This is a genomic window from Citrobacter sp. CRE-46 (assembly GCF_059615875.1).
In genome coordinates this window covers 3,045,715-3,071,491 of sequence record NZ_CM184341.1, presented here as the reverse complement: position 1 = coordinate 3,071,491, position 25,777 = coordinate 3,045,715, and the positions used below count along the sequence as shown (strand labels likewise).

The 25,777-nt window shown below is 49.4% G+C and carries 29 protein-coding genes and 2 pseudogenes; 16 read left to right on the top strand and 15 right to left on the bottom strand.

Translation table 11 applies throughout. The annotated features are described in order from the left end of the window. Window positions 1-29 precede the first annotated feature (29 nt). From AC534G_RS14965 to AC534G_RS14955, 3 genes are all read right to left on the bottom strand, one after another. Window positions 30-272: a DinI-like family protein gene (locus tag AC534G_RS14965; RefSeq protein ID WP_110498280.1), complete on the bottom strand. Its 243-nt coding sequence runs from the start codon at window positions 270-272 to the stop codon at window positions 30-32. 200 nt (window positions 273-472) lie between these two features. Next, window positions 473-1,012, bottom strand: coding sequence for a cytochrome b (locus tag AC534G_RS14960; protein ID WP_110498278.1), 540 nt, complete (start codon window positions 1,010-1,012; stop codon window positions 473-475). A gap of 144 nt (window positions 1,013-1,156) precedes the next feature. Further along, complete coding sequence (locus AC534G_RS14955; protein ID WP_110498276.1) at window positions 1,157-1,435, bottom strand: hypothetical protein; 279 nt, start codon at window positions 1,433-1,435, stop codon at window positions 1,157-1,159. A gap of 237 nt (window positions 1,436-1,672) precedes the next feature. Between AC534G_RS14955 and AC534G_RS14950 the strand changes: the two are divergent. Further along, window positions 1,673-2,199 (top strand): annotated as a pseudogene (locus AC534G_RS14950) (CSS-motif domain-containing protein); the annotation flags it as partial. Window positions 2,200-2,356: 157 nt separating this feature from the next. Then, window positions 2,357-2,563, top strand: a complete 207-nt coding sequence (locus tag AC534G_RS14945; protein ID WP_038639967.1) for a hypothetical protein — start codon at window positions 2,357-2,359, stop codon at window positions 2,561-2,563. A 128-nt stretch (window positions 2,564-2,691) separates the two neighbouring features. On the opposite strand, the gene AC534G_RS14940 is transcribed toward AC534G_RS14945, so the two are convergent. Next, a complete protein-coding gene (locus AC534G_RS14940) occupies window positions 2,692-2,982 on the bottom strand; it encodes a Bor family protein (RefSeq protein WP_110498832.1) in 291 nt (96 codons plus the stop codon). Window positions 2,983-3,315: 333 nt separating this feature from the next. Continuing rightward, window positions 3,316-5,403 (bottom strand): TonB-dependent receptor, encoded by a 2,088-nt coding sequence (locus AC534G_RS14935; protein WP_110498274.1) that lies wholly within the window; start codon window positions 5,401-5,403, stop codon window positions 3,316-3,318. A 428-nt stretch (window positions 5,404-5,831) separates the two neighbouring features. Here AC534G_RS14935 and AC534G_RS14930 point away from each other — a divergent pair, with 428 nt between their 5' ends. The 10 genes from AC534G_RS14930 (at window position 5,832) to AC534G_RS14885 (ending at window position 13,657) form a co-directional block, all read left to right on the top strand. Then, window positions 5,832-7,418 (top strand): ABC transporter substrate-binding protein, encoded by a 1,587-nt coding sequence (locus tag AC534G_RS14930; RefSeq protein WP_110498272.1) that lies wholly within the window; start codon window positions 5,832-5,834, stop codon window positions 7,416-7,418. Continuing rightward, a complete protein-coding gene (locus tag AC534G_RS14925) occupies window positions 7,418-8,392 on the top strand; it encodes an ABC transporter permease (protein ID WP_085049564.1) in 975 nt (324 codons plus the stop codon). Before AC534G_RS14930 ends, AC534G_RS14925 begins: the two co-directional genes overlap by 1 nt. Beyond that, window positions 8,382-9,194, top strand: coding sequence for an ABC transporter permease (locus AC534G_RS14920; protein WP_069324310.1), 813 nt, complete (start codon window positions 8,382-8,384; stop codon window positions 9,192-9,194). The genes AC534G_RS14925 and AC534G_RS14920 overlap by 11 nt, the downstream gene beginning before the upstream one ends. Continuing rightward, window positions 9,188-9,982, top strand: a complete 795-nt coding sequence (locus AC534G_RS14915) for an ATP-binding cassette domain-containing protein (protein ID WP_110498270.1) — start codon at window positions 9,188-9,190, stop codon at window positions 9,980-9,982. The genes AC534G_RS14920 and AC534G_RS14915 overlap by 7 nt, the downstream gene beginning before the upstream one ends. Further along, the gene (locus AC534G_RS14910) at window positions 9,966-10,556 is read left to right on the top strand and encodes an ATP-binding cassette domain-containing protein (protein WP_110498268.1); all 591 of its coding nucleotides are present in this window, start codon (window positions 9,966-9,968) and stop codon (window positions 10,554-10,556) included. The genes AC534G_RS14915 and AC534G_RS14910 overlap by 17 nt, the downstream gene beginning before the upstream one ends. Window positions 10,557-10,683: 127 nt before the next feature. Next, complete coding sequence (gene zinT / locus AC534G_RS14905) at window positions 10,684-11,295, top strand: metal-binding protein ZinT (RefSeq protein WP_233593786.1); 612 nt, start codon at window positions 10,684-10,686, stop codon at window positions 11,293-11,295. Window positions 11,296-11,433: 138 nt separating this feature from the next. Next, a complete protein-coding gene (gene leuE / locus AC534G_RS14900; RefSeq protein WP_110498831.1) occupies window positions 11,434-12,072 on the top strand; it encodes a leucine efflux protein LeuE in 639 nt (212 codons plus the stop codon). A 173-nt stretch (window positions 12,073-12,245) separates the two neighbouring features. Further along, entirely contained in the window at window positions 12,246-12,608 is a 363-nt protein-coding gene (gene yeaR, locus AC534G_RS14895; RefSeq protein WP_110498266.1) for a DUF1971 domain-containing protein YeaR, read from the top strand. 3 nt (window positions 12,609-12,611) lie between these two features. Beyond that, the gene (locus tag AC534G_RS14890; protein WP_003832433.1) at window positions 12,612-12,794 is read left to right on the top strand and encodes a DUF1869 domain-containing protein; all 183 of its coding nucleotides are present in this window, start codon (window positions 12,612-12,614) and stop codon (window positions 12,792-12,794) included. 218 nt (window positions 12,795-13,012) lie between these two features. Then, complete coding sequence (locus AC534G_RS14885) at window positions 13,013-13,657, top strand: hypothetical protein (RefSeq protein ID WP_038640005.1); 645 nt, start codon at window positions 13,013-13,015, stop codon at window positions 13,655-13,657. Window positions 13,658-13,709: 52 nt separating this feature from the next. Here AC534G_RS14885 and fdhF read toward each other — a convergent pair whose 3' ends face one another. Continuing rightward, window positions 13,710-15,857, bottom strand: coding sequence for a formate dehydrogenase subunit alpha (gene fdhF / locus AC534G_RS14880; RefSeq protein WP_110498264.1), 2,148 nt, complete (start codon window positions 15,855-15,857; stop codon window positions 13,710-13,712). Between the two features lie 363 nt (window positions 15,858-16,220). Between fdhF and AC534G_RS14875 the strand changes: the two genes are divergently transcribed. Beyond that, the gene (locus AC534G_RS14875; protein WP_005120370.1) at window positions 16,221-16,469 is read left to right on the top strand and encodes a GlsB/YeaQ/YmgE family stress response membrane protein; all 249 of its coding nucleotides are present in this window, start codon (window positions 16,221-16,223) and stop codon (window positions 16,467-16,469) included. Window positions 16,470-16,517: 48 nt separating this feature from the next. On the opposite strand, the gene yoaJ is transcribed toward AC534G_RS14875, so the two are convergent. From yoaJ to AC534G_RS14860, 3 genes are read right to left on the bottom strand one after another with little or no spacing between them, the layout of a single operon-like run. Next, window positions 16,518-16,592, bottom strand: coding sequence for a protein YoaJ (yoaJ, locus tag AC534G_RS14870; protein WP_099530266.1), 75 nt, complete (start codon window positions 16,590-16,592; stop codon window positions 16,518-16,520). Window positions 16,593-16,594: 2 nt separating this feature from the next. Next, window positions 16,595-16,693, bottom strand: a complete 99-nt coding sequence (locus AC534G_RS14865) for a YoaK family small membrane protein (protein ID WP_038640017.1) — start codon at window positions 16,691-16,693, stop codon at window positions 16,595-16,597. 47 nt (window positions 16,694-16,740) lie between these two features. After that, complete coding sequence (locus AC534G_RS14860; protein ID WP_038640019.1) at window positions 16,741-17,766, bottom strand: sensor domain-containing diguanylate cyclase; 1,026 nt, start codon at window positions 17,764-17,766, stop codon at window positions 16,741-16,743. Between the two features lie 186 nt (window positions 17,767-17,952). On the opposite strand from AC534G_RS14860, the gene AC534G_RS14855 reads away from it, so the two are divergent. Further along, window positions 17,953-18,204: a putative hemolysin gene (locus tag AC534G_RS14855; protein ID WP_069324304.1), complete on the top strand. Its 252-nt coding sequence runs from the start codon at window positions 17,953-17,955 to the stop codon at window positions 18,202-18,204. Between the two features lie 7 nt (window positions 18,205-18,211). Here AC534G_RS14855 and AC534G_RS14850 read toward each other — a convergent pair whose 3' ends face one another. Further along, window positions 18,212-18,559 (bottom strand): DUF488 domain-containing protein, encoded by a 348-nt coding sequence (locus AC534G_RS14850; RefSeq protein WP_038640022.1) that lies wholly within the window; start codon window positions 18,557-18,559, stop codon window positions 18,212-18,214. Window positions 18,560-18,757: 198 nt separating this feature from the next. Here AC534G_RS14850 and AC534G_RS14845 point away from each other — a divergent pair, with 198 nt between their 5' ends. Continuing rightward, window positions 18,758-19,465 carry a CTP synthase C-terminal region-related (seleno)protein gene (locus AC534G_RS14845; RefSeq protein ID WP_085049526.1) on the top strand — a complete coding sequence of 236 codons (708 nt, stop codon included), beginning with the start codon at window positions 18,758-18,760 and terminating at the stop codon, window positions 19,463-19,465. A 37-nt stretch (window positions 19,466-19,502) separates the two neighbouring features. Here AC534G_RS14845 and AC534G_RS14840 read toward each other — a convergent pair whose 3' ends face one another. Further along, window positions 19,503-20,690 carry a CynX/NimT family MFS transporter gene (locus tag AC534G_RS14840; protein WP_110498262.1) on the bottom strand — a complete coding sequence of 396 codons (1,188 nt, stop codon included), beginning with the start codon at window positions 20,688-20,690 and terminating at the stop codon, window positions 19,503-19,505. A 99-nt stretch (window positions 20,691-20,789) separates the two neighbouring features. Between AC534G_RS14840 and AC534G_RS14835 the strand changes: the two are divergent. Then, window positions 20,790-21,582: pseudogene (locus AC534G_RS14835) on the top strand (AraC family transcriptional regulator); the annotation flags it as partial. Here AC534G_RS14835 and AC534G_RS14830 read toward each other — a convergent pair. From AC534G_RS14830 to AC534G_RS14815, 4 genes are all read right to left on the bottom strand, one after another. Next, complete coding sequence (locus AC534G_RS14830) at window positions 21,565-22,011, bottom strand: DUF441 domain-containing protein (protein ID WP_110498260.1); 447 nt, start codon at window positions 22,009-22,011, stop codon at window positions 21,565-21,567. The pseudogene AC534G_RS14835 and the gene AC534G_RS14830 overlap by 18 nt on opposite strands. Before the next feature lie 136 nt (window positions 22,012-22,147). Continuing rightward, on the bottom strand, window positions 22,148-22,651 hold the full coding sequence (locus AC534G_RS14825; protein ID WP_038640035.1) for a YbaK/prolyl-tRNA synthetase associated domain-containing protein: 504 nt from the start codon (window positions 22,649-22,651) through the stop codon (window positions 22,148-22,150). Between the two features lie 44 nt (window positions 22,652-22,695). Next, window positions 22,696-24,186, bottom strand: coding sequence for a diguanylate cyclase DgcJ (dgcJ, locus tag AC534G_RS14820; RefSeq protein ID WP_038640038.1), 1,491 nt, complete (start codon window positions 24,184-24,186; stop codon window positions 22,696-22,698). 154 nt (window positions 24,187-24,340) lie between these two features. Continuing rightward, window positions 24,341-25,624: a YeaH/YhbH family protein gene (locus tag AC534G_RS14815; protein ID WP_038640041.1), complete on the bottom strand. Its 1,284-nt coding sequence runs from the start codon at window positions 25,622-25,624 to the stop codon at window positions 24,341-24,343. Window positions 25,625-25,777 lie beyond the last annotated feature (153 nt).

Sequence of the window (25,777 nt, the reverse complement as noted above, 5' to 3'; positions counted from 1 at the left end):
TGTACTTCTCCGGCAGTGAATTAAGGCGTTTAATCTGAAAGCAGCCACATATCGGCTTCTTCAAACATTTCCTGAACAGTGCGACTAATCTGTTCTTTCTCGTGCTTACTGGCGTCAGTGTTGATCGCTGGTAGAGTCAGCATCGGTTTAACCCGGACATCAGCATCTGGAAAGATTCGCTGTACTCTCTTTCTCAATTCGCCCAGAATGATCTCTTTTGCGCTTGGCAGACCATCAAAATTCCTTTTGTCATAAACGAGTTCCACGAACATTGTTACTTGCCTTTATCTGTATAAACATACAGTGCTTATACTGTGTTTTTATCTGATATACAAGGGGCGACGTCAATACGAATTGACGTCGCCTGGTGATGATAATGTAATGAGGAGAGAGAAAGAAACATAAGCATTATGATGACTCATAAATAAACTAATGCTTTCTTGGTGTTTTAGTGCCTATGTTTCTAAGATTATTATTTCAGGTGTTTATGCTCAGGCATCATTCGCAACAGGGTATTGTCCTTCTGTATGGCGTGATGAAATAATGCCGCGCCAGCATGGGCTGCAATCAGGAAATACCCTACATTTGCCAAAGTTTCATGAATAGTTTTTACGATGGCCTTTATTTCACCGTTGCTATGAAAGAAAGCGGGAATGTTTAGCCCTAAAAAATACCAACTCTTTCCGCCGTAAGCCATCGTTAAGATACCTAATAACGGTAGCGCCAGAAAAGAGACATAGAGCATGATGTGCATTAACTTAGCAGCTATTCTCTGCCAACGGGGGGGCGTAGGTATGATAGCTGGATCGTCATACTTATGTTTGAGAATTAAACGTATTATCATTAAACACCAGACAAATACCCCAGCATTATAGTGTGTTTCTTTCATCAACAGATAGGGAGTGCTGCCTTTGGGAAACCAGCCGCGAAATTCCATTGCGGCATAGGTTATCGCGATTAGCACCAAAGTTAGCCAGTGCAAGTAAATCTGAAGTCTTGAGAATCTGTTCATTATTTTTCCTCGAATGATGCGCCACCACAACCGTATCGTATTAAGCTTAACAAATCCTTATCTTCATTAAGAGATTAGGATTTGGTTATTTCTACTTCGGGTAACTCGATCATATGGTTGATTGGTGTGTTCACTGTGAGTTTGTCACGATTCATTTTTCGACGAGATTTTGTACGGGAAAACGTGTAGAGCATTGGCTGCTAATGGGTAAACGCCGAGGCTTTCAGTTCTGGCTTTGATTTCCTCAAAAGGAAGTGAAGGAGACGGTTCCCGTCCTCCCCAAAGATTGATCCCTTCCGGAATGTTGTCTCTGCCGTATTCCTCGGCTATCTCAATCGTTTTGCCATTATTAAGTTCGATGACGACGCTTTTTCCATCGACAGGGATCAGATTTCCGTCATTATCAGTAATAAATATTTTCATTTGCTCGCCTCCTGGTTATGCCTTCATATGATAGCGCATTAAATGCGCTGCAATACTGCTATTGCACTGAAAATACTCAATGATTATTTACTATTAATCAATACGTTATGATGTGATTTAGAAAATGTGATTGGTTTCATGGCGATTTATGTTGCGGTCTACCATGCTCAGTAGAGACAAACTTGACTCAGTCAATGCCTGCTTTAACGGGTTCATTTTTCGCCACAGGATATAAGAATGCGCAAAGTACCGTTAACGATACTTGCTGCGATATGTCTGTTCGTAATCGGCGTTTTTATTCTCAACATGCTGCTTTGGTATTCCTCATCGATGGAAGCTCTTGGGGAAGCACGATATGCCGCGAAAAATATGGATAACATACTTAATGAAGCTTTCCAGGCAACGGATACAGCTAAGCGCATCGCTGAAAAGAAATGCGATCTGGAGAGCCAATATCAGCTCGGAACTGAAGCCGCGCTTCGGCCTCATCTACGAACGTTGATTATTATTCGGCAAGGGAAGGTTTGGTGCACCTCACTGCCTGGTAATCGGATCCTGCTGAAGCAAATACCGTCATACCTGATACAAATTTGCTGTTGGCCCCAGCACAAAATACGGTGAATGAGATACCTGTTCTGCTTTATTAAACTCATTTTCAAACAAGTAGCATCATTATCACAATAAGTGGTGTGCATATCCGGGGCGCATTGAATGTCCCATTTAAAGGACTGTCCTATTCGTTGCGGGTGGGCGACAAAGTACTTGATTCATTGATGGAAGTGAGAATAGGGTTGAATTGGCCGTAGAAATCCTGTGTTTTTCTTTATCGTGAGATAAATCTCAGATCGCGCTATTCAAAAAATATATCCTTAGTCATGTGGTGGTTATTTGCATTTTTACATACAGCAAACGGATAACAGCATGACTGATATAGCATTTACCAGGGCACGCGATTCAAATCGTGGAGTGAAAGTAGTACATAAGAAAAAATTGGATGTGCGCAGTAACGGTAAGTACACAAACCGCGACCAACTAGCAATCGCCGCTGTTCTGTTTTTAGGCGGTATCGCCGGAGCTATTGTTTTGGCAATGTACTTAATGATGCAGGAGGGCGTTTTTCTGTACTGATTGTTTAATTTTTCTTATGTTTTATTAAGGCGTGTATTGAGTCGCTACTACCATCTCTCAGTAATGTTCAATATTATTAACCATCAATTAAGTTAAGCAGGTATTCCTGAAAATACCTGCTTAAAATATCACTTAGAACAATACACTCTGGCTTCACGAGGGGTATAGATGCCAATCGTGATGATGCGCAAGAAAACATCCATACCCGACTCCTGAACTTCTGTGCGAACAACCTTGTCTGCACCGCCGCAAACAGAAGCTGCATCGATGGTTTGTGACTGGCCAATACCATTAATAAAAAAATTCTGTCTGGTTTCCTGTGTGGATTTTTCTGCAATACCATTGTTAATTTTAAAGGTTTGCTGAGCGCAACCGGATAAAGCTGTTGCAGCAATAATCGCAATCATTAACTTTTTCATTTTTACCATTCTCAGGTGTTGGAAAGTGAGAAAATGATCTTCTTTAATGTCGCTGGTACATATCCGACCAGCGTTTATTCATGACAGTATTGTGCTGGCTGTTTATCTATTATTTAGTTAGATAAATTTTTTGTTTATGCTTTGTAGGTCATTGTTGATAACTTACGGTATCAACTCACATTATTATTAATATCAACATTAAGCACGCACAAAAATATGGGTGTGTTAATGTTGTTTAGACGAGAATATCTAATTCATATACGCGAGGAAGATATCAGTTGCATATTGGAACAGGACTATCAGAGATAGTCCTGCCAATAAAACATTTTAAAATTAGAACTGATAGTTTAACGAAACCCAGTAGTTACGACCTGGATTTACGTAGCCGGTAGTGGATTGTGCAGTCTGATAGTAGTCACCTGCGTAGGTGCTATTGCGACCAACCTGATACAGTTTAACTTCGCTGAAGTCTTTATCCAGTACGTTATTGACTGCCGTATTCAGCGTCAGGTCTTTGGTCAGCTTATAAGACATTCCCATATCGAGAACGGTCCAGGCTTTTAAATTCGCGCCTTTGTCGTCATACACTGCCTTTTGTACCGCGCTGAGGTTCTCATAATTTTCGGTAAAGCGTGGCGCCTTACCGCGATAACGGGCGCTCAACCAGGCGTTCATATCTTCTGTAGCCTGCCAGTTCAGGCGGGCGTTAGCCATATGTTTGGGGGTATAGCTCAACGGTGCGCCTTTATTATCACCATCTTTTTGCTTGCTCTGTGTGTAGGTATAGTTAAGAGATAAACTCAGTACGTCCGACCAGAGAGGGAAGGTGCTGGCGAATTCAATACCATCGGTCCTTGCCTTACCGCTATTGGTATAGCTGTTGGTATTATCATCGATAGAATACGAGACAATTTTATTTTTATATTCGGTATAGAAGCCGGTAACGTTGGCGTTCAGTCCGGCCTCGTTTTCATAATATAGCCCGGTTTCGTAGCTGATACTTTCTTCCGGCTTGAGGTCAGGGTTACCGACAGTATTAACAGTTCCTTGCGCAGTTACGCCGCTAATGCCGTTATGCAACTGGCTGAGTGAGGGCGCTTTATAACCTGTAGTAACACCGCCTTTGAGCGTCCACTCATCGGAGACATCCCAAACCATATAGGCGCGAGGACTCAGGTGGCCGCCAAAGACATCATTATGCTCATAACGGGTACCTGCGGTTAACGCCAGTGAGTCTAGAATATGCCATTCATCTTCCGCATAGGCAGCCCACGTTTTTTGGTGGAACGTCTCGCCGGTATTGGCCAGTACGACACCGTCTTTCATTCGCGCATCCCAGTATTCCCCACCAAGGGTTAACAGGTGTGAGTCACCTAATGGCGTCAGCAGCACCGAGTCCAGAATGACGTTAGTGTTCTTCAGTTCTCGCGCATCACCGGCGCGGCCCGCGTTTTCCGGCGTGAGCGCGGAGGAGACCAGTTGTCGGCCTTTGTTCTCGGTTTCATTCCAGCCGAGGGAAGATTTCCAGGTGCCGAACGTTAAAGCGGTATCGTGGCCGAGAGTCACTTTGTTGCGCTCATAGCGCAGCGTTTTATCATAACCTCCCGTCAGGTTGCCCAACTGTCCATCGTCATTGTCATAGCGCTGTCTGGCAGAGTCGAGATCTAACCACAACGTGTTGTTCTCATTGGTTTTCCAGTCCAGGCGCGTGCCGATATTATAGTTCTCAGATTCAGTTGGATAGGGTACGCGAGTAGAGGCGGTATCGCTCAAAGAGGTGACGCTTGAGCCCTGGCGCTGCGTTGTGCTCCCGCGAACCTGCATATCCAGCACGCCTGCGATTAACGGACCGCTGGACCAAAAGTTGGCCACCGTACTGTTACCCCATTTATTACTCTCTTGCAGGTTAACGCCGGTATTGATGGAGGTGCTCCATTTATCGGTACTTTTTTTGGTAATGATGTTCACCACGCCACCGATTGCGTCGGAGCCATACAGCGTCGACATTGGGCCGCGGATCACTTCGATATGATCGATTGCCACCAGCGGAGGCATAAAGCTGGTATTCATGGCAGAGAAGCCGTTTGGCGTTACATCGCTGCTGCCATTTTGACGAATACCGTCAATCAGTATCAGGGTATAGCTCGCAGGCATGCCACGGATGCTGATCTCCAGACCACCGGTTTTACCGGTGCTGCTTTCGACATCCACGCCCTCTACTGAACGCAGGGCTTCACCTAAATCATTATATTTATTGGTTTGTAACTCTTGCTGCGAAATCACGGAAACACTGGCTGCTGCATTGGTAATTTTCTTTTCGTAACCGGAGGCGGTGACTACCATGACATCTTCGGCAAAAACCAGGGGGCTGGTAAAACCCATACAGGACAGAACGACAGAGGCAATCGGTTTTAAACGCATAGTCAAACTTCCTTTGTTAAAATTCAAAGGCAGTAAGATAATTGATGAAAATGATAATACAAATAATTATCATTATAGATTTACATAACTTGTCATTTCTGGTGTTTTTCTTGAATAAATAGACATAAATTGTCATTGATTTAGCGTAAGGGAATGGTGGTTAAGCCAATAGTCTTAATGGTAATTATTAGAATCGAATTAATATGTTATTGAATGAATGGTTAAATTTTAAACAATTTCTGGGGTTCACATCGTACTCATAACGGAGTATCAGAAAAAAGTATGATAATTTTAGAAAATCGTCATACTTTTCTGCGCCGCATCATTTTTTTCGCCAATTCTCTTCGCCATAATCCCTTTCCCAGGAGACTGCTTAACGACAAGGCATCGTTAAGCGGCATAAACATAACGCAAATCTGGATAAAATAATGATCAAAGGCAAGCTGGCACTCCTGATGTGTGCATTGACTCTCGCATTAACCTCACCACTCCTCGCCGCGCAGAATGCGGGCGCAGGTCAGACGTTAAAACTGGCGATTGGACCGGAGCCAACGGAAGGGTTTGACCCAATGTTGGGCTGGAGTCATGGCAGCTATTTGCTTTTGCATGCGCCGTTATTAAAACAAAATGCAGATATGAGCTGGGGAAACCTGCTGACGGAGAAGGTGGTGACCAGTGCTGACGGCAAAACCTGGACGCTGACGTTAAAACCTGGCCTTAAATTTTCTGATGGGTCGCCGCTAACCGCTGAAGATGTTGTGTTCACTTATAACAAAGCAGCAAAAAGTGGTGGAAAAATTGACATGGGGAACTTCGCTCATGCCAGTTTGAAAGATAACCGCACGGTCGAAGTGACGCTGAGCAGCCCGCAGAGCACCTTTGTGAATGTGCTGGGATCTTTAGGGATTGTTCCGGCAAAGCTTTATAACGAAAAAACATTCGCCAAACATCCGATTGGCGCAGGTCCTTATCGGTTGGTGAGTTTCCAGCCTGGGCAGCAGCTGATTGTGGAGGCTAATCCCTGGTATGCCGGTAAGAAAAATGATTTCAGTAAGCTGGTGTTTGTTTTCCTTGATGAAGATAACGCTTATGCCGCAGCACGCAGTGGGCAACTGGGATTAGTACGTATTGCGCCTTCGATGGCGGTTGCCCCTCAGCAGCAGAATTTGAAACTGTGGGTGCGTGACAGCGTGGAGAATCGGGGCATTGTGTTCCCGATGATTCCTGCAGGTGAAAAAGACGCCAATGGTTATCCGATTGGTAACGATATTACAGCCGATGTCGCGATCAGACGCGCCATCAATTACGCCATTGATCGTAAGCAGCTCGCCGATCAGGTTATGGAAGGTCATGCGATCCCCGCCTATAGCGCGGTTCAGGGCCTGCCATGGCAGGGGCAGTCAGTCGCGTTCAAAGATGGCGACAGCGAAAAAGCACGGACGATTCTGGAAGACGCCGGCTGGAAAGTGGGTAAAGACGGTGTACGAGTGAAAGATGGCAAAGAGGCGCGCCTGACTTTATGGTATGCCAGCGGTGACAGTACGCGTCGGGATTTAGCCGAAGCCGTACGTGCGATGCTGGAGCCTGTGGGTATCCAGGTATCATTGCAATCCGGAAGCTGGGAAACCGTTGAGCGTCATATGCATGCCAACCCGACGCTGTTTGGCTGGGGAAGCCTGGATCCCATGGAGCTGTTCCATCATTACAGCAATCAGGCTGCGGGCGTGGAGTATTATAACCCCGGTTACTACAGTAATTCTGTCGTTGAAGAGCATCTCAAACAGGCTATTGATGCACCGGACTGGCAAAAAGCGCTGCCTTTCTGGCAACAGGTTGAGTGGGATGGCAAGCAAGGCGCTGGTGTACAGGGCGATGCCGCATGGGCATGGTTATTGAATATTCAGCACACTTACCTGGCAAATCCATGTATTGACTTAGGCAAAGGCGCACCGGAAATTCACGGGAGCTGGTCACTGCTCAATAATCTGGATGAATGGACCTGGACCTGCCGTTGATGAAGTCTGTAGTGGGCCATTTTCTCCGGCTGATGGTGTTATTAGTGCTGGTTGCGGCTGGCACTTTTGTGCTGCTCAGCTTTTCTCCGGTCGATCCGATTCGTGCTTATATTGGCAACGATCTCCTGCACGTGCCACCGGAACAATATGCACGTATCGCCGCACGCTGGGGATTGGATCAGCCGCTGTGGGAGCGTTTTGGTAACTGGTTTATACGGGTATTGCAGGGCGATCTCGGCTACTCGATGTTGTTTAATGCGCCGGTTGCCAGCGTGATCAAGGAGCGCTTTGCTACCTCGTTTGCGCTGCTTAGCGGCGCATGGCTGCTCTCCGGTATAGTGGGGACGGCAATGGGATTTGTCGCCGGACGCTACCTGAATCGCTGGCCGGATAAAGCAATTTGTCGCCTCAGCTATCTGCTTTCCTCGTTACCGACCTTCTGGATTGGCATGCTGCTGCTGGCGTTATTTGCCGTTCGTTGGCCGGTATTCCCGGTCTGCTGTGCGTGGGAGCCGGGCAACAACAGCGATATGGCGACACTAACCGAGCGTCTGCGCCATCTGGTGCTTCCCGTTTGCGCGCTAAGTTTACTGGGGCTGGGGCAGATTACGCTTCATACGCGGGAAAGTATCGCCAGCGTAATGAAGAGCGAATTTGTCCGTTTTGCGCGCTCTCAGGGCGACAAAGGTTGGTCACTGTTACGCCATCAGGTTCTGCGCCACGCTATCACGCCCGCGCTGTGCCTGCAGTTCGCCTCGCTGGGAGAACTGTTGGGGGGCGCGCTGCTGGCAGAAAAGGTCTTTGCTTATCCCGGACTTGGGCAGGCGACCATTGATGCCGGCTTGCGGGGCGATCTACCGTTACTGATGGGGATCGTCTTGTTTAGCACCGTGCTGGTTTTTATTGGCAATTCACTTTCTACCTGGTTTGTTCACGTGTTGAACCGTGCTCTGGAGCGACCCGATGCTCTATAATCCGACGCCGACGCTTATTCGTCTGGTGCTCTCTTTTAGTTGTCTGCTATTCATTGCGGTTTATGGCGCGGCCACGCTGGATAACCCGTTGAATGTGAATCTGCTTGCCCGTCATCTGCCCCCTGATGCGCTGTACTGGTTTGGCACCGATAACCTCGGTCGCGATCTGTGGGTGCGTTGCTTTCAGGGGGCGTTAACCAGTCTGCAAATTGGTATTGGCGCAGCCTTGTGCAGCGGCTTCATTGCGTTAATGATGGCGGCGTTGTCGCGCCTGCATCCACGTCTGGACGTGCTTATGCGTCTGATAACTGATGCCATGCTGTCGATGCCGCATCTGCTGCTGCTTATTTTGATTTGTTTTACGCTGGGCGGTGGGAAAAGTGGGGTGATCATGGCAGTAGCGCTAACCCACTGGCCGCGCCTCGCACTGATTCTGCGTGCAGAGGCCGAGCGCGTTGCCCATAGCGATTATCTGACGCTGACATGGCGTCTGGGACATGGTCATTTTTACTGCTGGCGACATCACTATCTACCGGCATTGTTACCCCAATGGCTCACGGGGACATTGCTGATGTTCCCCCATGCGGTGCTGCACAGCGCGGCGTTGAGTTTCCTCGGTTTTGGACTGGCGCCGCATGAACCGTCGCTGGGGCTGCTGCTGGCGGATGCGCTGAGGTTTATCAGTCATGGGGACTGGTGGTTAGTGCTGTTTCCGGGGCTGATGTTATTCAGCCTGGTGATGTTATTCGATCAGCTCGCGAGGGCAGTGCATCGTTTATGGTTGCGAGGTGACATATGTTGAGTTTAAGACAGGTCTCGCTGGACGTGGCGCGTTATCGTTGGTTCGGGGCGAGAAAATGGTCTCCGCTGTTGCAGAATATCTCTTTCGACGTTGCGCCCGGTCAGATGGTGGCCTTAGTTGGGGGAAGTGGTGAAGGGAAAAGTCTGCTCCTGCAATGTCTGCTCGATCTGTTACCGGAAAATTTGCGTCTGCACGGCGCCATAACCCTTGATGGCAAAATGCTGAACAGTCATGACATCCGCGAATGTCGGGGCAATACCTTCAGCTATGTCCCGCAAGGCGTTCAGGCCCTGAACCCGCTGCTCTCAATTGAAAAGCATTTGCGCAGAGCAAGTCAGCTCTCCGGCCAAACCTGGAATGCCGGAAAAATAGAAAAATTGCTCCAGCGCAGTCAACTGGAAACCAGCGTATTAGATGCCTTCCCGCGTCAGCTTTCAGGCGGTATGGCGAAACGTGTTCTGGCCTGTCACGCGTCGCTGAGTCAGGCCCGCTATATTCTGGCTGACGAAATTACCGCCTGGCTTGATGCGCCATTGGCTAATCAACTGCTTGAGCAGTTGCGTAGTTTATGTGAGCAAGGGGCTGGTGTTTTATGGGTGACGCACGATCTCACGCTGGCGGCCCAGCATGCGGATCGCATCGTCGCGCTGTATCAGGGAAGCGTGTCGGATAACGTTAGTCGTGAACAGCTGTTGCGCGGGGAAATTAGCGAGCATCTGCAACGTCAATGGCGGGCTCTGCCTGAGAGAAATCAATTATTTGGAGTGCGCGATGCTGTGCTGTCGTGATGTCGTGATTCGCCAGGGAGGGAAGGTGCTGTGGCAAAACCTTTCTTTCTCTTTGTACCCCGGTGAACGTATTGGGATTTGTGCGCCCAGCGGAACCGGCAAAACGACGTTGGGGCGCGTGCTGGCGGGCTGGCAAAAGCCGACCTCGGGCGACATTCTTATCGATGACCAGCCGCTACCGATGCATCAATATTGCCCGGTGCAACTGGTACCGCAGCATCCGGATTTAACTTTTAACCCACGGCGTAGCACCGGCGATGCGGTTTATGACGCCTGGCGGCCCGGCGCGGAACTCCTTATCCGTCTGCATATCAAGCCGGAGTGGCTAACCCGTCGCCCCGGACAGCTTTCTGGTGGTGAACTGGCGCGAATCGCCATACTTCGCGCGCTGGACCCGCGGACCCGTTTTCTTATTGCCGATGAGATTACCGCCCAGCTCGATCCTTCCATTCAAAGAGATATCTGGGGGCTGCTGCTCGAAGAATGCCAGCGTCGATCGTTAGGCATGCTGATTATCAGCCATCAGCAGGCGCTGCTTGATCAGATTTGCACGCGAGCGCTACTCACGCCGTGATTTTCCCCGTTCCGGTAAGTGACGACGTTGAACAAATGGTTATGTTATATTATAACATATCACTCGCAAACGAATTGAGGGTGAAATTTTGGCTATTCATTTTAAAAAACTGGCAATCGCTCTGGGGATGATTTTGGTCAGTGGTCAGGTTTTGGCTCACGGTCACCATTCACATGGTGTTCCGATGAGTGAAACAGAACAAAAGGCGTCAGAAGGCGTGTTTGATGATGATCAGGTACAGAACAGAGCGCTGACTGACTGGGATGGCATGTGGCAATCTGTCTATCCGTATCTGGTCAGTGGCGAACTTGATCCGGTATTCAAAAAGAAAGCGGAGAAAGATAAAAGCAAAACGGCAGAACAGATTAAAGATTATTACCGTCAAGGCTATGCAACTAACGTAGACACCATCGGCATTGAAAATGGTGTGATGGAATTTCATACCGGTAATCAGGTTACATCATGCAAATACGATTATGCCGGATATAAAATCTTGCACTATAAATCAGGCAAGAAAGGTGTACGTTATTTGTTTGAGTGTAAAGCTGCTGATAGCAAAGCGCCTAAATACGTCCAGTTCAGCGATCATATCATTGCTCCGCGCAAGTCAAGCCACTTCCATATTTTTATGGGAAATACCTCGCAGGCAGCCTTGCTCGAAGAAATGGAGAACTGGCCTACCTACTATCCTTATCAGTTGAAAGGCGAAGAGGTGGTGGATGAGATGCTGCACCATTAATCCGGCCTAAGTTAACGGTACATACCCGCCGCCGGTGGCGGGTATTTTAATTAACAACCTTCTCTTTCCATCCCCTTGCGCATTCGTTAGCATATTGTCTTGCAGCAAGTGCATGTGTTTTTTCAGGAAGAGGTTAACGTGTTTGCAGAGTATGGAGTTCTGAATTACTGGACATATCTGGTGGGGGCTATTTTTATCGTGCTGGTTCCCGGGCCAAATACGATATTTGTGTTGAAGAATAGCGTTGGTCGGGGAGTGAAGGGCGGTTATCTCGCCGCAAGCGGTGTGTTTATCGGTGATGCTGTGTTGATGTTTTTGGCCTATGCCGGTGTTGCCGCCTTGATCAAAACCACGCCTGTTTTATTTAATATCGTTCGTTATCTCGGCGCTTTTTATCTGCTGTATCTCGGTGCGAAGATCCTGTACGCCACACTGAAATCAAAGGCAAGCGACGTCGCGGCTGAGGAAGTCCCGTTTGGCGCCATTTTTAAGCGCGCCTTAATTCTAAGCCTGACTAATCCGAAAGCAATTCTGTTTTATGTTTCGTTCTTCGTGCAGTTCATTGATGTCAATGCGCCGCACTCAGGGCTGTCATTCTTTATTCTGGCTATAACGCTTGAGATAGTGAGCTTTTTCTACCTGAGTTTCCTTATTTTTTCCGGCGCGTTTGTGACCCAGTACATTCGTACCAAGAAGAAGTTGGCTAAGGTGGGTAACTCCCTTATCGGTCTGATTTTCGTTGGTTTTGCTGCCCGTCTGGCGACGCTTCAGTCGTAATCATTGGCCCGCTGAATATGGCGGGCTTCAATATTAAGCTTTTCTTCCCCACACATATCAGCTAATGGTTATAACCAATAAATGGTATTTTAAATGTATATTTTGAGGCGTACTCTGTACACAGCAGCGGTTCAATAAGACTCGCTGGTTGTCGACTGGAAAAGGGAAGAAAAATGCTTCAAATTCCACAGAATCATATCCATACACGCTCAACTCCGTTCTGGAACAAACAAACTGCACCTGCCGGAATTTTCGAACGCCACCTAGATAAAGGCACCCGTGCCGGGGTTTATCCTCGACTGTCAGTTATGCAGGGGGCGGTCAAATATCTCGGCTACGCAGATGAACACAGCCCAGAGCCAGTAGAGGTGATGGTTATTGAGGCCGGTCAGTTTGGCGTTTTTCCGCCGGAAAAATGGCATAACATCGAAGTGATGACCGACGACACTTACTTTAATATCGATTTTTTCGTTGCCCCGGAAGTACTGATGGAGAGTGTAAATCAACGAAAAGTCGTGCGCACTGGCAAGGAGTAAATCATGGGCAAAGCAACCTATACCGTCACAGTAACCAATAACAGCAACGGTGTGTCTGTTGATTACGAGACCGAAGCGCCGATGACATTATTGGTTCCGGATGTCGCGGCAGAAGTGGTCAAAGACCTGGTCAATACCGTCCGTTCATACGATACCGAAAATGAGCATGAAGTCTGCGGATGGTAGGGCTTTCACTTCTGATACCGTTTGAACTGATTGATTCTTAACTTGAAAACCGCACTGCATTTTGATAACGCAGGGCGGTTTTTTATTTGCGCCGGATAGATCGCAGTCCGGAAAAAGATTTCTTAAGAATACCTTAAGAAATTCGCATCGTTTGCTAATAGTTGAACATTCATAGGGGTTATGATCGTGAAATAGTAACAATACAGAACTTCGCGCTTATGAAATTGAATACCCGACTTACATTATCCGCATTCATTCTTGGACTGGTCCTCGTCGCGATCCCGTTCACCGCAAACTGGCATCTTCCTCTGCTCAATGGCGCGGTTGTCACATGGATTGAAAATGGCCAGGCGCTATGGTTATTGTTTGGTGCTGTATTTACTTTCTGCTACATCCGGCCTTTATCGCGTCCTGCAGGCGAGAAGCAATTTTGGCTTTGGGCGGCGGTATGGTGGCTGGTATTACTGGGCCGAAGCACCAGTTGGGGCCGTGATTACTTCCCGGAGCATCCTAAACTGCTGTTCAGAGCTATCTCAGTCGTGTTAATTGCGATGATTATTCTGCCGGTCCTGCTGTCGAAGCACCTACGCCAGGATATTGCCCGGCGCTTGCGTAATGAACCGCTACCGCTGTGGCTACTGGCGATCACCGTCTGCGCATTTTTGATTTCCGATACAGTGGAGCATCATCGCCTGCTGGCGCCTGTCTTTTTGCATAACGCCAGTTACGGCGATTTGATTGAAGAATTATACGAACTGCCGTTTATGGTGGGATTGTTTCTGATGAACCTCGGTTTTATGCAGCGGGATAAACAGCATGAGCCTGCCGCTATTTGCTTCAGTGAACCGCATCTGGCGAAGTAGTTGGAAAAGGCCTGAGTCTGGAAGGCCAGACTCAGGCGGTCAGGACGATAATTTACGCAATGGCCTCACACAAGCGTGATTTCATTTCGCTGTACGTTTGTGCGGCATACTTCTCCGCCCATCCCTGATCGGTAATGTGCTCAATTTTGACAGCACAATATTTGGTTTCCGGCGTTTTCGAGATCGGATCAAGGTTATCCTGTGTTAGCTCATTACACGCGCCAATCCACCATTGATAGGTCATATACACTGTGCCGGCATTAATACGCTCGGAGACATCCGCACGGCTGATGACCTTGCCTCGGCGCGAGCTTACCCACACCAGGTCACGATGACGGATACCCAGTTTTTCTGCATCATCGGTGTTGATTTGAACATACCCTGGCTCATCAGCCAGCGCCTGTAATGCCGCGCAGTTGCCGGTCATGGAGCGGCAGGAGTAGTGTCCGACCTCGCGCACGGTACACAACACCAGCGGATAGTTCTCATCAGGGACTTCAGCAGGAGCGCGCCACGGAGCGGCAAACAGTTTGCCTTTGCCATTCGCGGTATCAAACTGGCTGTGTGCGTAAAGATACGGTGTACCCGGGTGATCAAGATCCGGACAAGGCCACTGAACATGGCCCATCTCACCCATTTTCTCATAGGTCACGCCATAAAATAGCGGGCACAGTTCGCGCATCTCATCCCAGATTTGCTGATTATTTTGATACTGCATCGGATAGCCCATTTCGCTGGCCAACAGACTGATAATTTCCCAGTCACGTTTAACATCCCCGTGGGGTTCAATCGCTTTCTCAAAACGCTGGAAACCACGATCGGCGCAGGTAAAGACACCACCGTGTTCGCCCCATGATGTTGCAGGCAACAGGACGTCGGCCATCTCTGCCGTTTTGGTCATGAAGATATCCTGCACGACGATAAAATCGAGCGCGTTAAATCCTTCCCGGACCAGCCCCAAATCAGCCTCGGTTTGCAGCGGATCCTCACCCATGATGTAGTAGGCTTTTATTTTGCCCTCAATCGCCAGATGCGGAACTTCGGTGATGCGCGTTCCGACCTTGTCATCCATCTGAGTAACGTCAATCCCCCAGGCGGTGGCGAATTTCTCCCTGACGGCAAAATCGGTCACGTCCTGATACCCCGGAAACTGGTTAGGCAGTACGCCCATATCACATGCGCCCTGCACGTTATTTTGCCCGCGTACCGGGCCAACGCCGACGTTTGGACGTCCCAGATTCCCGGTCAGTAAGGCCAGGCTCGACAGTCCACGCACCACATCAACGGCCTGGCCAAACTGCGTGACGCCCATCCCCCACATCACGGTTGCCGATGGCGCCGCGGCAAATGTACGCATCGCCTGACGAACCTGTTGTGCAGGGACGCCGGTTAAATGTTCTACGGCTTCAGGGGCATAGTCCTTAACGGTTTCCCAGTATGTTTCCAGACCTTCGGCATGTTTATGCACGTACTCGCGATCGTAAAGCTGCTCTTCAATAAGCACATGGCCAAAAGCGTTGACCAACGCCATGTTGCAGCCATTTTTTAACTGCAAATGCTGATCGGCGATACGGGCGGTTTCAATACGGCGAGGGTCGCAAACAATGATTTTCGCGCCGTTCTGACGAGCTTTAATCACCCGACGGGCCACTATGGGGTGTGAGTCCGCGCAGTTATAACCAAAGATGAGCAGGCATTTTGAGTTTTCAATCTCGCTGATGGAGTTGCTCATTGCGCCATTGCCCAGCGTTTCCTGGAGACCCGCAACGGAAGGGCCGTGACAGACGCGGGCACAGCAGTCGACATTGTTGGTGTTGAGCACCCCACGGGCGAATTTTTGCATCACGTAGTTGGTCTCATTGCCTGTTCCCCGGGAGGAACCTGTCGTCATGATGGCGCGAGGACCATAGGTATTTTTGATTTCAGATAAGCGTTTAGCGGTGTAACGAATGGCCTCATCCCAGCTAACGGGAGTGAATTTTCCACCTTTTTCATAACGGATCATCGGGCGAGTCAGACGGGGAGTCAGAAGGCGGGTGTCGTTCAGAAAGTCCCAACCATAATAGCCTTTCAGGCATAACTGATTTTGGTTCGTTACACCCTCAGCGGCTTCGGCGCGGATGATTTTGTTATTTTCAACAACAAGCTTGAGCTTGCACCCGGCCCCACAGTATGGGCATACACTGGTGATTTTTTTCATCAATAACAGACCTGTTAAATGCTGAAATAGCGCGAATTGTAGACGAAGCCACGTGAATAGATATCACGGGCTACAATGTGTCGTAGTGACGGGTTGTTAAAGCATAAAGCATGCCAAAAATGAAAACCCAGCATTGGCAAGGGGTGCTGCCCAGAGAGCAGAGAGGAATGACTGTCGATTCGTCACTATTGACGAGAAGCGTCATAAATATCACCGTTTTGTCGTTGGTCTAACTCTATGAAACATCAGAAAAAGATGAAAATTACAGGTGATGCCGATCACAAATTATAATTTTTCAGCGCTATGCTATGCTTTTATACAACGAGTCAATCATTAACTTAGAAAACATAAGTGAGGAAAATAATGGGCATTATTTCATGGGTGATTTTCGGTCTTATCGCGGGGATTTTGGCAAAATGGATTATGCCGGGTAAAGATGGCGGCGGATTCTTTATGACCATTATCCTGGGGGTTGTTGGTGCGGTGGTTGGCGGCTGGATCAGTACCTTCTTTGGCTTTGGCAAAGTTGATGGTTTCAACTTCGGCAGTTTCGTCGTAGCGGTTATCGGCGCGATCGTGGTGCTGTTTATCTACAGAAAGATCAAAAGCTAACTCAATATACAGAGAGGAAAGGCCACTGATATGTGGCCTTTTTATTAGTTACCACCAGCCCAGTTCCGTTCCCAGAACCACGATGATAGCCACGCCAATCATTATGAGCGTTGTTTTTTTCATCGTTATGCACCCGGCGCAGCGTAGCCGCCAACAAAAAACCAGGATAAGAAAACGACAGCGGAAATAAAAATAATGACGGGGAAAATAATACCGAGTCGCATAGGATTATCTGCCAGAGTTATTTAAAGACGAGCCAGCATAGCAGGGCTTAATGTACGACAAAAGTGGTTTTATCCTGTCGCTTTTTATCTTTGTACATTGCGCTGTCTGCCATGTGGAGCGCACAGTTTACATCGGTCTCATGCGGATCAATTTCCACCACGCCCAGGCTGGCGCCAGGATAAAACAGATGGACGCTGCCCAAGTGATAGTCGCCGCAAATGCGCTGTTGCAGCTGATTTTTCACCTTTTGCAGGCGCTCACACCGATCGCTTTCATCTTCCGGCGACAGGCTAACGACTAAAAATTCGTCGCCGCCCAGTCGACCAAGGATATCATTGTCGCTGCATTCGTGGAGCAGGCGCTGTCCGATCTGGATCAGGAACTGGTCGCCAACTTCATGACCAAAGCGGTCATTAATCAGTTTGAAATCATCCAAATCAATATAGGCAACGACGACCTTCTGCCGGAGATGTCGGGCAAGCGAAAATAGGGTTTCAACATTTTCAAAAATCGAGCGCCGGTTCGGTAACCCGGTCAGCGCATCGGTGTAGGAATACGCAATCAGCGCGGCGTTGGCTTCGCGTAACTGAGCGACCAGCGACTCTTTTTGAATAGACTGGGCGATCAGGCCGGCAAACAAATTCAGCACCTGTTCACCTCGCTCGCTCAATGCCTGCTGGCGGCGACTGGTGGCGCAGAGCGTACCGTAAAACGTTCCGTCCGGAAGATGAACAGGCGTGCTGAGAAACGTAGTGATTTCCAGCGCGCGGGCTGCGCTGCATTCCGGCCAGCGTGCGGGCACGTTGTCGCTATACAGACAGTTATCTTCGATGGCGCGTTTGCATAGCGTCTCATCCCACGGGACGGACAGCCCTTCCGGGATCTGCATTTGTTTGCTATTGCGCGCGTACAAAATATGCTGCAGGCGAGCATCTAAATCGACCTTGGTTAAATAGGTTGATTCCATCTCTGTCACCACCTCCAGCATCTCCAGAAGTTGCCGAACCAGACTCTCAACAGACTGCTCCGTGGCTAAGGATTGTGAGACTCTGGCGAGGATCATGTCCGACATGAGGTGTAAATACTCCTGAGTAATGACAAGGCTGGCGTTGCCCGCATGATAGAACATCAAGGTGAAAGATGAAACACGTGCTCCCGGTTAAAATGTAAACATAAAATTGAAGCCCGGTGGTAAAACATGGAGATATATGAGGAGTCGGGGTAATCTTGCCGGATAACGTTCTTAGCAGGAGTTGATATGAAACTGGCGTCTGTTATTTTGCCCGGCATGCTGGTGCTTGCAGGGTGTAGTGCCCCACAACCGGAAGCGCCAATGCCACCGAAAATTGGCATGGCGAATCCGGCATCGGTGTATTGCGAACAAAAGGGCGGCTCGCTGATTACGGTGCAGACTCCGCAAGGGGTAAGGTCTGACTGCAAACTCCCCGGAGGGGAAGTAATAGATGAATGGGAACTCTGGCGTAGAGATCATCCGGCAGCGGGGAAGTGATCCGCTGTTAGCATTGACGTAGCCATTCAGCCAGCACCAGCGCGTGGTTTTGCTGAGTATTCTTCGCCGCATACAGTAGCGTTAAGGTTTGCTGCCGGGCAATCTCTGCGAGGCGCTTCCCTTCCTGCTGCTGTTGGGCCAGTTCGCTACGGTACTGCTGGGAGAAGTGAGAAAAATCAATCAGCTCTGCGTGGAATGCTTTACGTAAATCTGATGACGGCGTCAGCGCTTTATTCCATTCATTGAAAGCAAGGTCGGTCTTTTTTATCCCCCGTGGCCATAACCGATCGACCAGAACGCGATAACCATCGCTTGTTTCTGCCGGGTCATACACGCGTTTACACTGAATATTCATCTTTTCATCCGCTCCATTAAGCCGCCGCGTTGGTATTTAGCATCATTTTTATGACGGTTAAATAAGATCCTAAAACGTGACCATTATAGCATTTTGCCAGCCTGGACTCCCAATTTAAGGGATTGTGATACCGATGAAAAGTCGGTAGGCTGAGGCTCCTTATGTTGTCCTTTATTGTCTGGACATAAGGAAACCTTAATGGACATTTCCCCGATAAAAGATACGCTTCGCATTGCGCTGGTGGGCGATTACAACCCAGATATAGTGGCGCACCAGGCGATTCCCCTTGCCATTGATGATGCTGCTGCCGTGCTGGAGTTGGTGGCTGATTATGACTGGCTAACCACTTCCGATATCAATAGCCGTGAAGACCTGATTGGCTATGATGCCATCTGGGTCGTGCCAGGCAGCCCCTATCGACACCCGGAAGGGGCGCTGATTGCGATACGCTACGCACGCGAGAACAGCATTCCATTTTTAGGCACCTGTGGTGGTTTCCAACACGCCATACTGGAGTATGCCCGAAACGTACTGGGCTGGAGTGATGCCGCGCATGCTGAAACGGATACCGCTGGGCGAATGGTGATCGCGCCGTTGACCTGCTCGTTGGTTGAAAAAACGGATGATATTGAGCTCCGGGCCAATACGCTGATTGCGAAAGCCTATGGACGCGATGCTATCACGGAGGGGTATCACTGCAACTATGGAGTGTCGGACGCTTTTGCCACCGAGCTTGAGAGCGGCGATCTCCGGGTGACCGGTTGGGATGACGCCGGGGATATTCGCGCCATTGAACTGGTAACGCATCCTTTCTTTGTTGGCACACTCTTTCAGCATGAACGTGGCGCGCTGGCGGGAAAACCCGTGCCGTTAGTCCAGGCGATGCTCCGCGCCGCGCGGGGATAAAATGCCGGGCAGGAGGTTAGCTAACCTGCCCGCTACATTATGCGTTCGCGATCTCCCGATCGCGCCCAGCGCACAGACCAAACACGGCCATCAGCATCGCTAACGCGGCGACACCCGCTAATGGAATCAGCCAGCTACCGTTGAGGTCGTGAATTTTACCCATCAAGGGCGGCCCGCAGGCGGCCAGTAAATAGCCGACAGACTGCGCCATTCCGGACAACGCCGCGGCCTGATGTGCGGAACTTGCGCGCAGGCCAATGAAGGTCAAGCCGAGGATCATGGTCGCACCTGAGCCAAAGCCAAACAGAATGGTCCACAGTAAAGCCTGGTCGGGCATTATGGCGAATCCCGCCGCGCCAATGGCGCACATTACTGAAACCAGGGCGGCGATGGCACGCTGATCCTTAAATCTGTTCAGGACGAGGGGAATCAATAACCCTGGCGCGGCGGTCGCCAGTTGCAGCAAACCGTGCAACGAACCGGCCTGCGCCTCGCTGTAGCCGTGGCTGATTAAAATGGCGGGTAACCAGCCGATGATCACGTAATAGATAAGCGAGTTGATTCCCAGAAACAGGGTCACCTGCCAGGCGAGGCTGGAGCGCCAGATAGCACGGGAATGTAATGCGCGTGAGTTACTCAAGCTGGCATTGCCCGTCTGACGACATTGGGGTAACCAGATAACCAGCGCCAGCAGCGGAAAAATCATCAGTACCATCAGTGCGCCGCGCCAGCCAAATCCATTTAACGCCAGCGGAACAACCATGGCTGAACCCAGCGCCGCCGCTGCGCCCATGGTCAGCGAGTAAGCGCCAGTAAGTTTTGCCACATGCTGGGCATAATCACGCTTAATCAGCCCTGGCAACAGGACATTTCCCAGGGCGATTCCGCACCCGATGATAGCGGTGCCGCTAAACAGCAATTCCGGTGAGGGCAGCGAGCGTATCGTAATACCTGCGCAAATCAGCAGCATAGCGGCAAACAGGCTGCGTTCGATGCCCCAGCGGCGCGCAACGGCAGCGGCCAGAGGGGATACCAGCGCGAAGGCCAGCAGCGGAAGGGTGGTCAACAGTCCCGTTTGGGCGGTACTCAGATCGTAGTCGGCACGAATTGCATCTAACAGCGGGGCGGCGCCGGTAAAGGTAACGCGCAGCGTGGTGGCAATCATCAGGATACCCGCGATCAGCAAAGCAGCGTTTTTACCGCGGGAGGAAGGCGTATTTATCATTTTTTTCTCATCTTGTCAGGCGAGGCGATACCTTAGCGTTTTTACGCCATGAGTGAATCAAGCTAAAATGACAGTTTATCGCTAAAATCGGACATTCTTATGTTGGGACTAAGATTGGATGGGTATGAACCTGACCTTCACCATGATGCCGCGGTGGCGTTCTGCATTCAGGCCCGGGAAGATGAACTCTTTAGTCCGCTGCATCAGCATCGTAAGGGGCAGTTGATTCTGGCTTTGCATGGCGCGATTACCTGCGAGGTCGAAAATGCCATGTGGATGGTGCCTCCCCAATATGCGGTGTGGATCCCTGGTGAAATTCCGCACAGTAACCATGTAACCGTAGGCGCACAATTGTGTTTCTTGTTTATTGAACCTCATGCCGTCGTGATGCCTGAGCGTTGTTGTACGCTAAAGATATCTCCCTTGTGCCGGGAGCTCATTCTCTCGCTGGCGTCGAAAACGGACGACCAACGACTGGAACCGTCAACTCAGCGACTGACGCAGGTGTTGTTTGATGAACTCCCGCAGCAACCGCAGGAGCAACTGCAGTTACCGGTTTCCGATCATCCGAAAATCCGCAGAATGGTCGCGACAATGGCGCGAGAGCCTGCCCAATGGCAGACGCTGGGGCAGTGGGCCGACGTATTTGCGATGAGTGAGCGCAACCTTGCCCGGCTGGTCGTCAAGGAAACGGGATTGAGCTTTCGCCGCTGGCGTCATCAGCTGCAGTTGATTCTGGCGCTGCAGGCGCTGATCGATGGTCATAATGTGCAGCAGGTCGCGCAAATGCTCGGTTATGATTCAACCACCGCATTTATCACGATGTTCAAAAAAGGCCTGGGGCAGACCCCAGGCCGTTATCTGAGCTGACTTGCTACTGCTTCCCAACAATCAACGAGACCAGACCTGCCGCAATAAGCGGCCCCACCGGTACGCCGCGAAACAGCGCCACGCCCAGCACCGTACCGACCAGTAAACCGGCCACAAGCTGGGGCTGGCTGCCCATCAACGTGACGCCGCGCCCGCCAAGCCAGGAGACAACCACGCCGACGGCAATCGCGACCAGTGATTTCCAGTTTACAAAGGAGTGAATGAGCGTGGAGGGCGGTAGCGTTCCGCTGGCGATCGGTGCCATTACGCCGACAGTCAGAATAATAATCCCGATGGTCAGTCCCTGTTTTTCAATCCACGGAAAGAACGTATTCAGAGGGGTTACACGGACGATGATCAGCACCAGAATTGAAACAGCGACAGTGGTGTTGTGGCTGACAAAGCCCAGAGCTGCCAGTCCGAGGAGGATCAGCAGAGTGACATCAAACATCGTAGTTTCCTTGCCAAAAGAAAAAATAAGCCTGCTTACTGTACGCGTAAACGCGTGACGGAACAGGCTTTATTTAATAATTATGATTTTTTTGAGCTAATGCACGATGCGGCGTTATTTGCTGCTAACTCGGCTGTTATTGAACGCGGCGGAACGAAATTAATTCCGGTTGTGCAATTCGCAGGTAATCAGCAGTATCCATGATCACGGATTTTTCCAGCATTCCGGCATTGAACGCAATTTCAGTAAAACGTTCAAACAACAGCGGATCGGCGACCAGTTTGAGATTCGGATGGAAACTAAATGGTGGGATGGCGCCAAATACGCAACCCGTCAGTTCATCGACTTCCGCCGGGCTGGCGAGCGACGCTCTCAACCCGCCGATATGGCCGGCCAACAGGCTCAGGTCGGCCTGCTGGTCGGCAGAGAGAATCGCCAGAACATGCTGATTAACGCCGTTACCCTTTACTTTACAGACCAGCGCTTTTGCGCCCTGGCCCAGTGCAGTACCGCGAATTTCAGAGACCGCTTCACATTTGCCGACGGCTTCATGGCTAACCACGCGATACGTCGCGCCTTGTTCTGATAATAACGAAATTAAACGCTGATGCGTTGCGTTACCTTTGTTCACTTCCGTCATGACTTGCTCCTGGTACAACAATGAAAATCCTGGCTGAAAAATGATTACGCATCGGTGCGTTTTTTCTGTTTGTTCAGATAGAGTTGGGCATCCGATGCTTTGTAAGCATCATCAATGGTGTCGTTTGGCTGCATATTATAAATCCCGGCAGAGAAGCTGATTGATATATCTTGCGCAATAATTTGTAAGTTGTAGCGAATCCGTTCCAGCACGCGGTGCGTTAATTCACTGGGATGATTGATGAGGATAATGCAAAATTCATCCCCGCCGAGTCGGATGGCATAGTCGCTTTTGCGAATCGAGGTTTGAATGGCTTTAGCCAGAAGGGTGATAATGCGATCGCCTTCCTTATGCCCCAATGTGTCATTAATCACTTTAAGCTTATCGCAATCAATGGCGATAAAGGTCACGAGGGTTCCCGTGTTCACCAACTGCTGCAAACGCTGTTCGAGCATCGGCGTCAAAATTTTACGGTTATAGAGTCCAGTCATCGCATCGCTGATATTTTCCCGCGTGACGTTGTGATACAACCGAAAATGAGTTCTGACCATATTCAGCAGCAATATCGTTGCCAGAAGATAAAAGGCGAATATTTTCCATGATGAGACAATAAAGTACATAAAATCAAGAGATAACGTGACGCGTATGCCGCCAGGGATGTCCTTCTCGTAGTGAACGTAGCGGAATAAATGGGTCTCACTTTGGTGAACAATAATCTCTTTTCCTGAGCTGATATCCGAGAGCGTCACGTTAAGAAAACGCCAGACGAGAGGGCGATCGCTGGTATAAAAGATATTTTTTAAATTTTCTTTGTTAATATCCACCATCACCACGCCTTTTAGCTTACCGGCATAGTAGACCGGCGTTAAAAAGCTCATCACCTTTTTCTCGGTCAGGTTATCCTCATAAATACTGGAGATCACCGTACGACCAGTGAAAATACCGTCAATATCATTCTGATCGATTCCCAGCGAGCCTTTTTGCAAAAATGTCCAGTTGTGTATTGCAAATTTCCGTGAGTCGATCAGGTCATAGAAATAGACGTAGTTATTTTTCAGATCGACGTAGTAGCGAAATTTATACTCCAGCGTCCCTAATCCCTGCCCATAATCCTTTTGCAGGCGATTGACGTTCACCGCCCGGTCAAAAGAGGGTAACAGGAATACGTCTTCAAGTTGCCCGCTACATTTCGTAGAGGTGGTCTGCAACGTACCGTGTAGTGGCAGATAATTATGCGCTGTGAGATTGAGCCCATGTGTACCGTTAACGCTATCGAAAGCATCGCAGAACGCTTTTTGTTGTTCGACAGATGCGGGTTCCTTAGGGGATGAAAATGTGCGCATCAGATGGGCTGCAATACTCTGATTGGTGTACTTATCATAGAGAAAGGAGGAGTCGGCTTTCTCATTGATATAGCGCATATAGGCATTCATTGCCTTATCGCTGGCAATGAGTTCATAAACTAAAAAAGAAGATGTCAAAACAACAACGCTGACTGAGATAAAGAGCCTGAGCGCTTTATGATGCAACTTCATAATGAATTACAGCCCATAGGTTAGAGATGCGATTTTACCACATGCTCCACATTCGCTCTAACGAAGCGGCGGGATAAACCATTGCAAAATGTCACGATCATGATACAGGGTAATGTAATCAGCCGAAGCCTGAGCCTCGGCCGAAAGTGGTTACTTAATTATTGCTGGTGGTACTTTGCTTATGAAACAGTTCGCGGAATACCGGATAAATATCATCCTGATCGCGGATATGCTGCATCGCAAAATTTTCAAAGGTTGATTGCAGATGTTCATATTCACGCCATAAGGTCTGGTGCGCGCGGCGGGTAATTTCGATATAGCTGTAATATCGCACTACCGGCAACAGTTTTTTCGCCAGAATCTCATGACACAACGGTGAATCATCCGCCCAGTTATCACCATCCGACGCCTGCGCGGCATAGATATTCCACTGAGCAGGGTCGTAGCGGTCTTTCACCACTTCATCCATTAACTTCAGCGCGCTGGAGACAATAGTTCCCCCGGTTTCCTGAGAGTAGAAGAACTCATGCTCATCTACCTCTTTCGCCTGGGTGTGGTGGCGAATATAAACCACTTCCACGTTCTTATAGGTGCGGCTTAAGAACAGGTACAGCAGAATATAAAAACGCTTTGCCATATCTTTGGTCGACTGATCCATCGAACCGGAGACGTCCATCAGACAGAACATCACCGCCTGGCTGGAAGGATCGGGCCGTTTTTCATAATTCTTGTAGCGTAAGTCAAAGGTGTCGATAAACGGCACGCGTTCGATTTTTGCCCGTAGTTCGGCAATTTCTTTGCGTAACCGTTCTTCTTCCAGCAACTGAGCCGGTTCACTTTTCGCGATGGTCTCAAGATCTGCTTCGAGCGCATGCAGTTCGCGACGCTTACCTGCCGTCATTGCCGTGCGACGCGCCAGTGAATTTTGCAGGGAGCGCACCACGCTGATGTTGGCCGGCACACCGTTAGAGGTAAAACCAGCCCGGTGCGTTTTGTACTCCGTTAGCTGACGCTGCTGATTCTGTTTAAGGTTTGGCAGTGCTAAATCTTCGAAAAGCAGATCGAGATATTCATCTTTAGAAATCTGGAAGACGAATTCATCCTGACCCTCGCCATCCTGACTCGCCTGGCCTTGTCCGCTTCCCGAACCGCCGCCTCCGCCCTGTGGACGTTCAATACGGTCATTCTGCACAAAATGGTCATTACCCGGATGCACACGATGGCGCAAGCCACCGCGCCCCTGATGGAACATCGGTTCGCTAATATCATCAGTCGGAATAGAGACAGATTCGCCGCTATCTACATCAGTCACCGAACGCTTGTTAATGGCCTCGGAGATCGACTGTTTAATTTGCGATTTATAACGGCGTAAGAAGCGCTGGCGGTTTACCGTGCTCTTGTTTTTGCCGTTAAGACGCCGGTCAATAAACCAGGTCATAAGCCCCCCGTACTGCATTTGCCAACTTACGCTTCATCCTTCAAGTTGTCTCCGCGTTGGCTGCATTCGCTCACCCAGTCACGTACTTATGTACGCTCCTGGGAATTCACTCATTTGCCGCCTTGATACCTCTTGAATGATTTCGCGTACAGA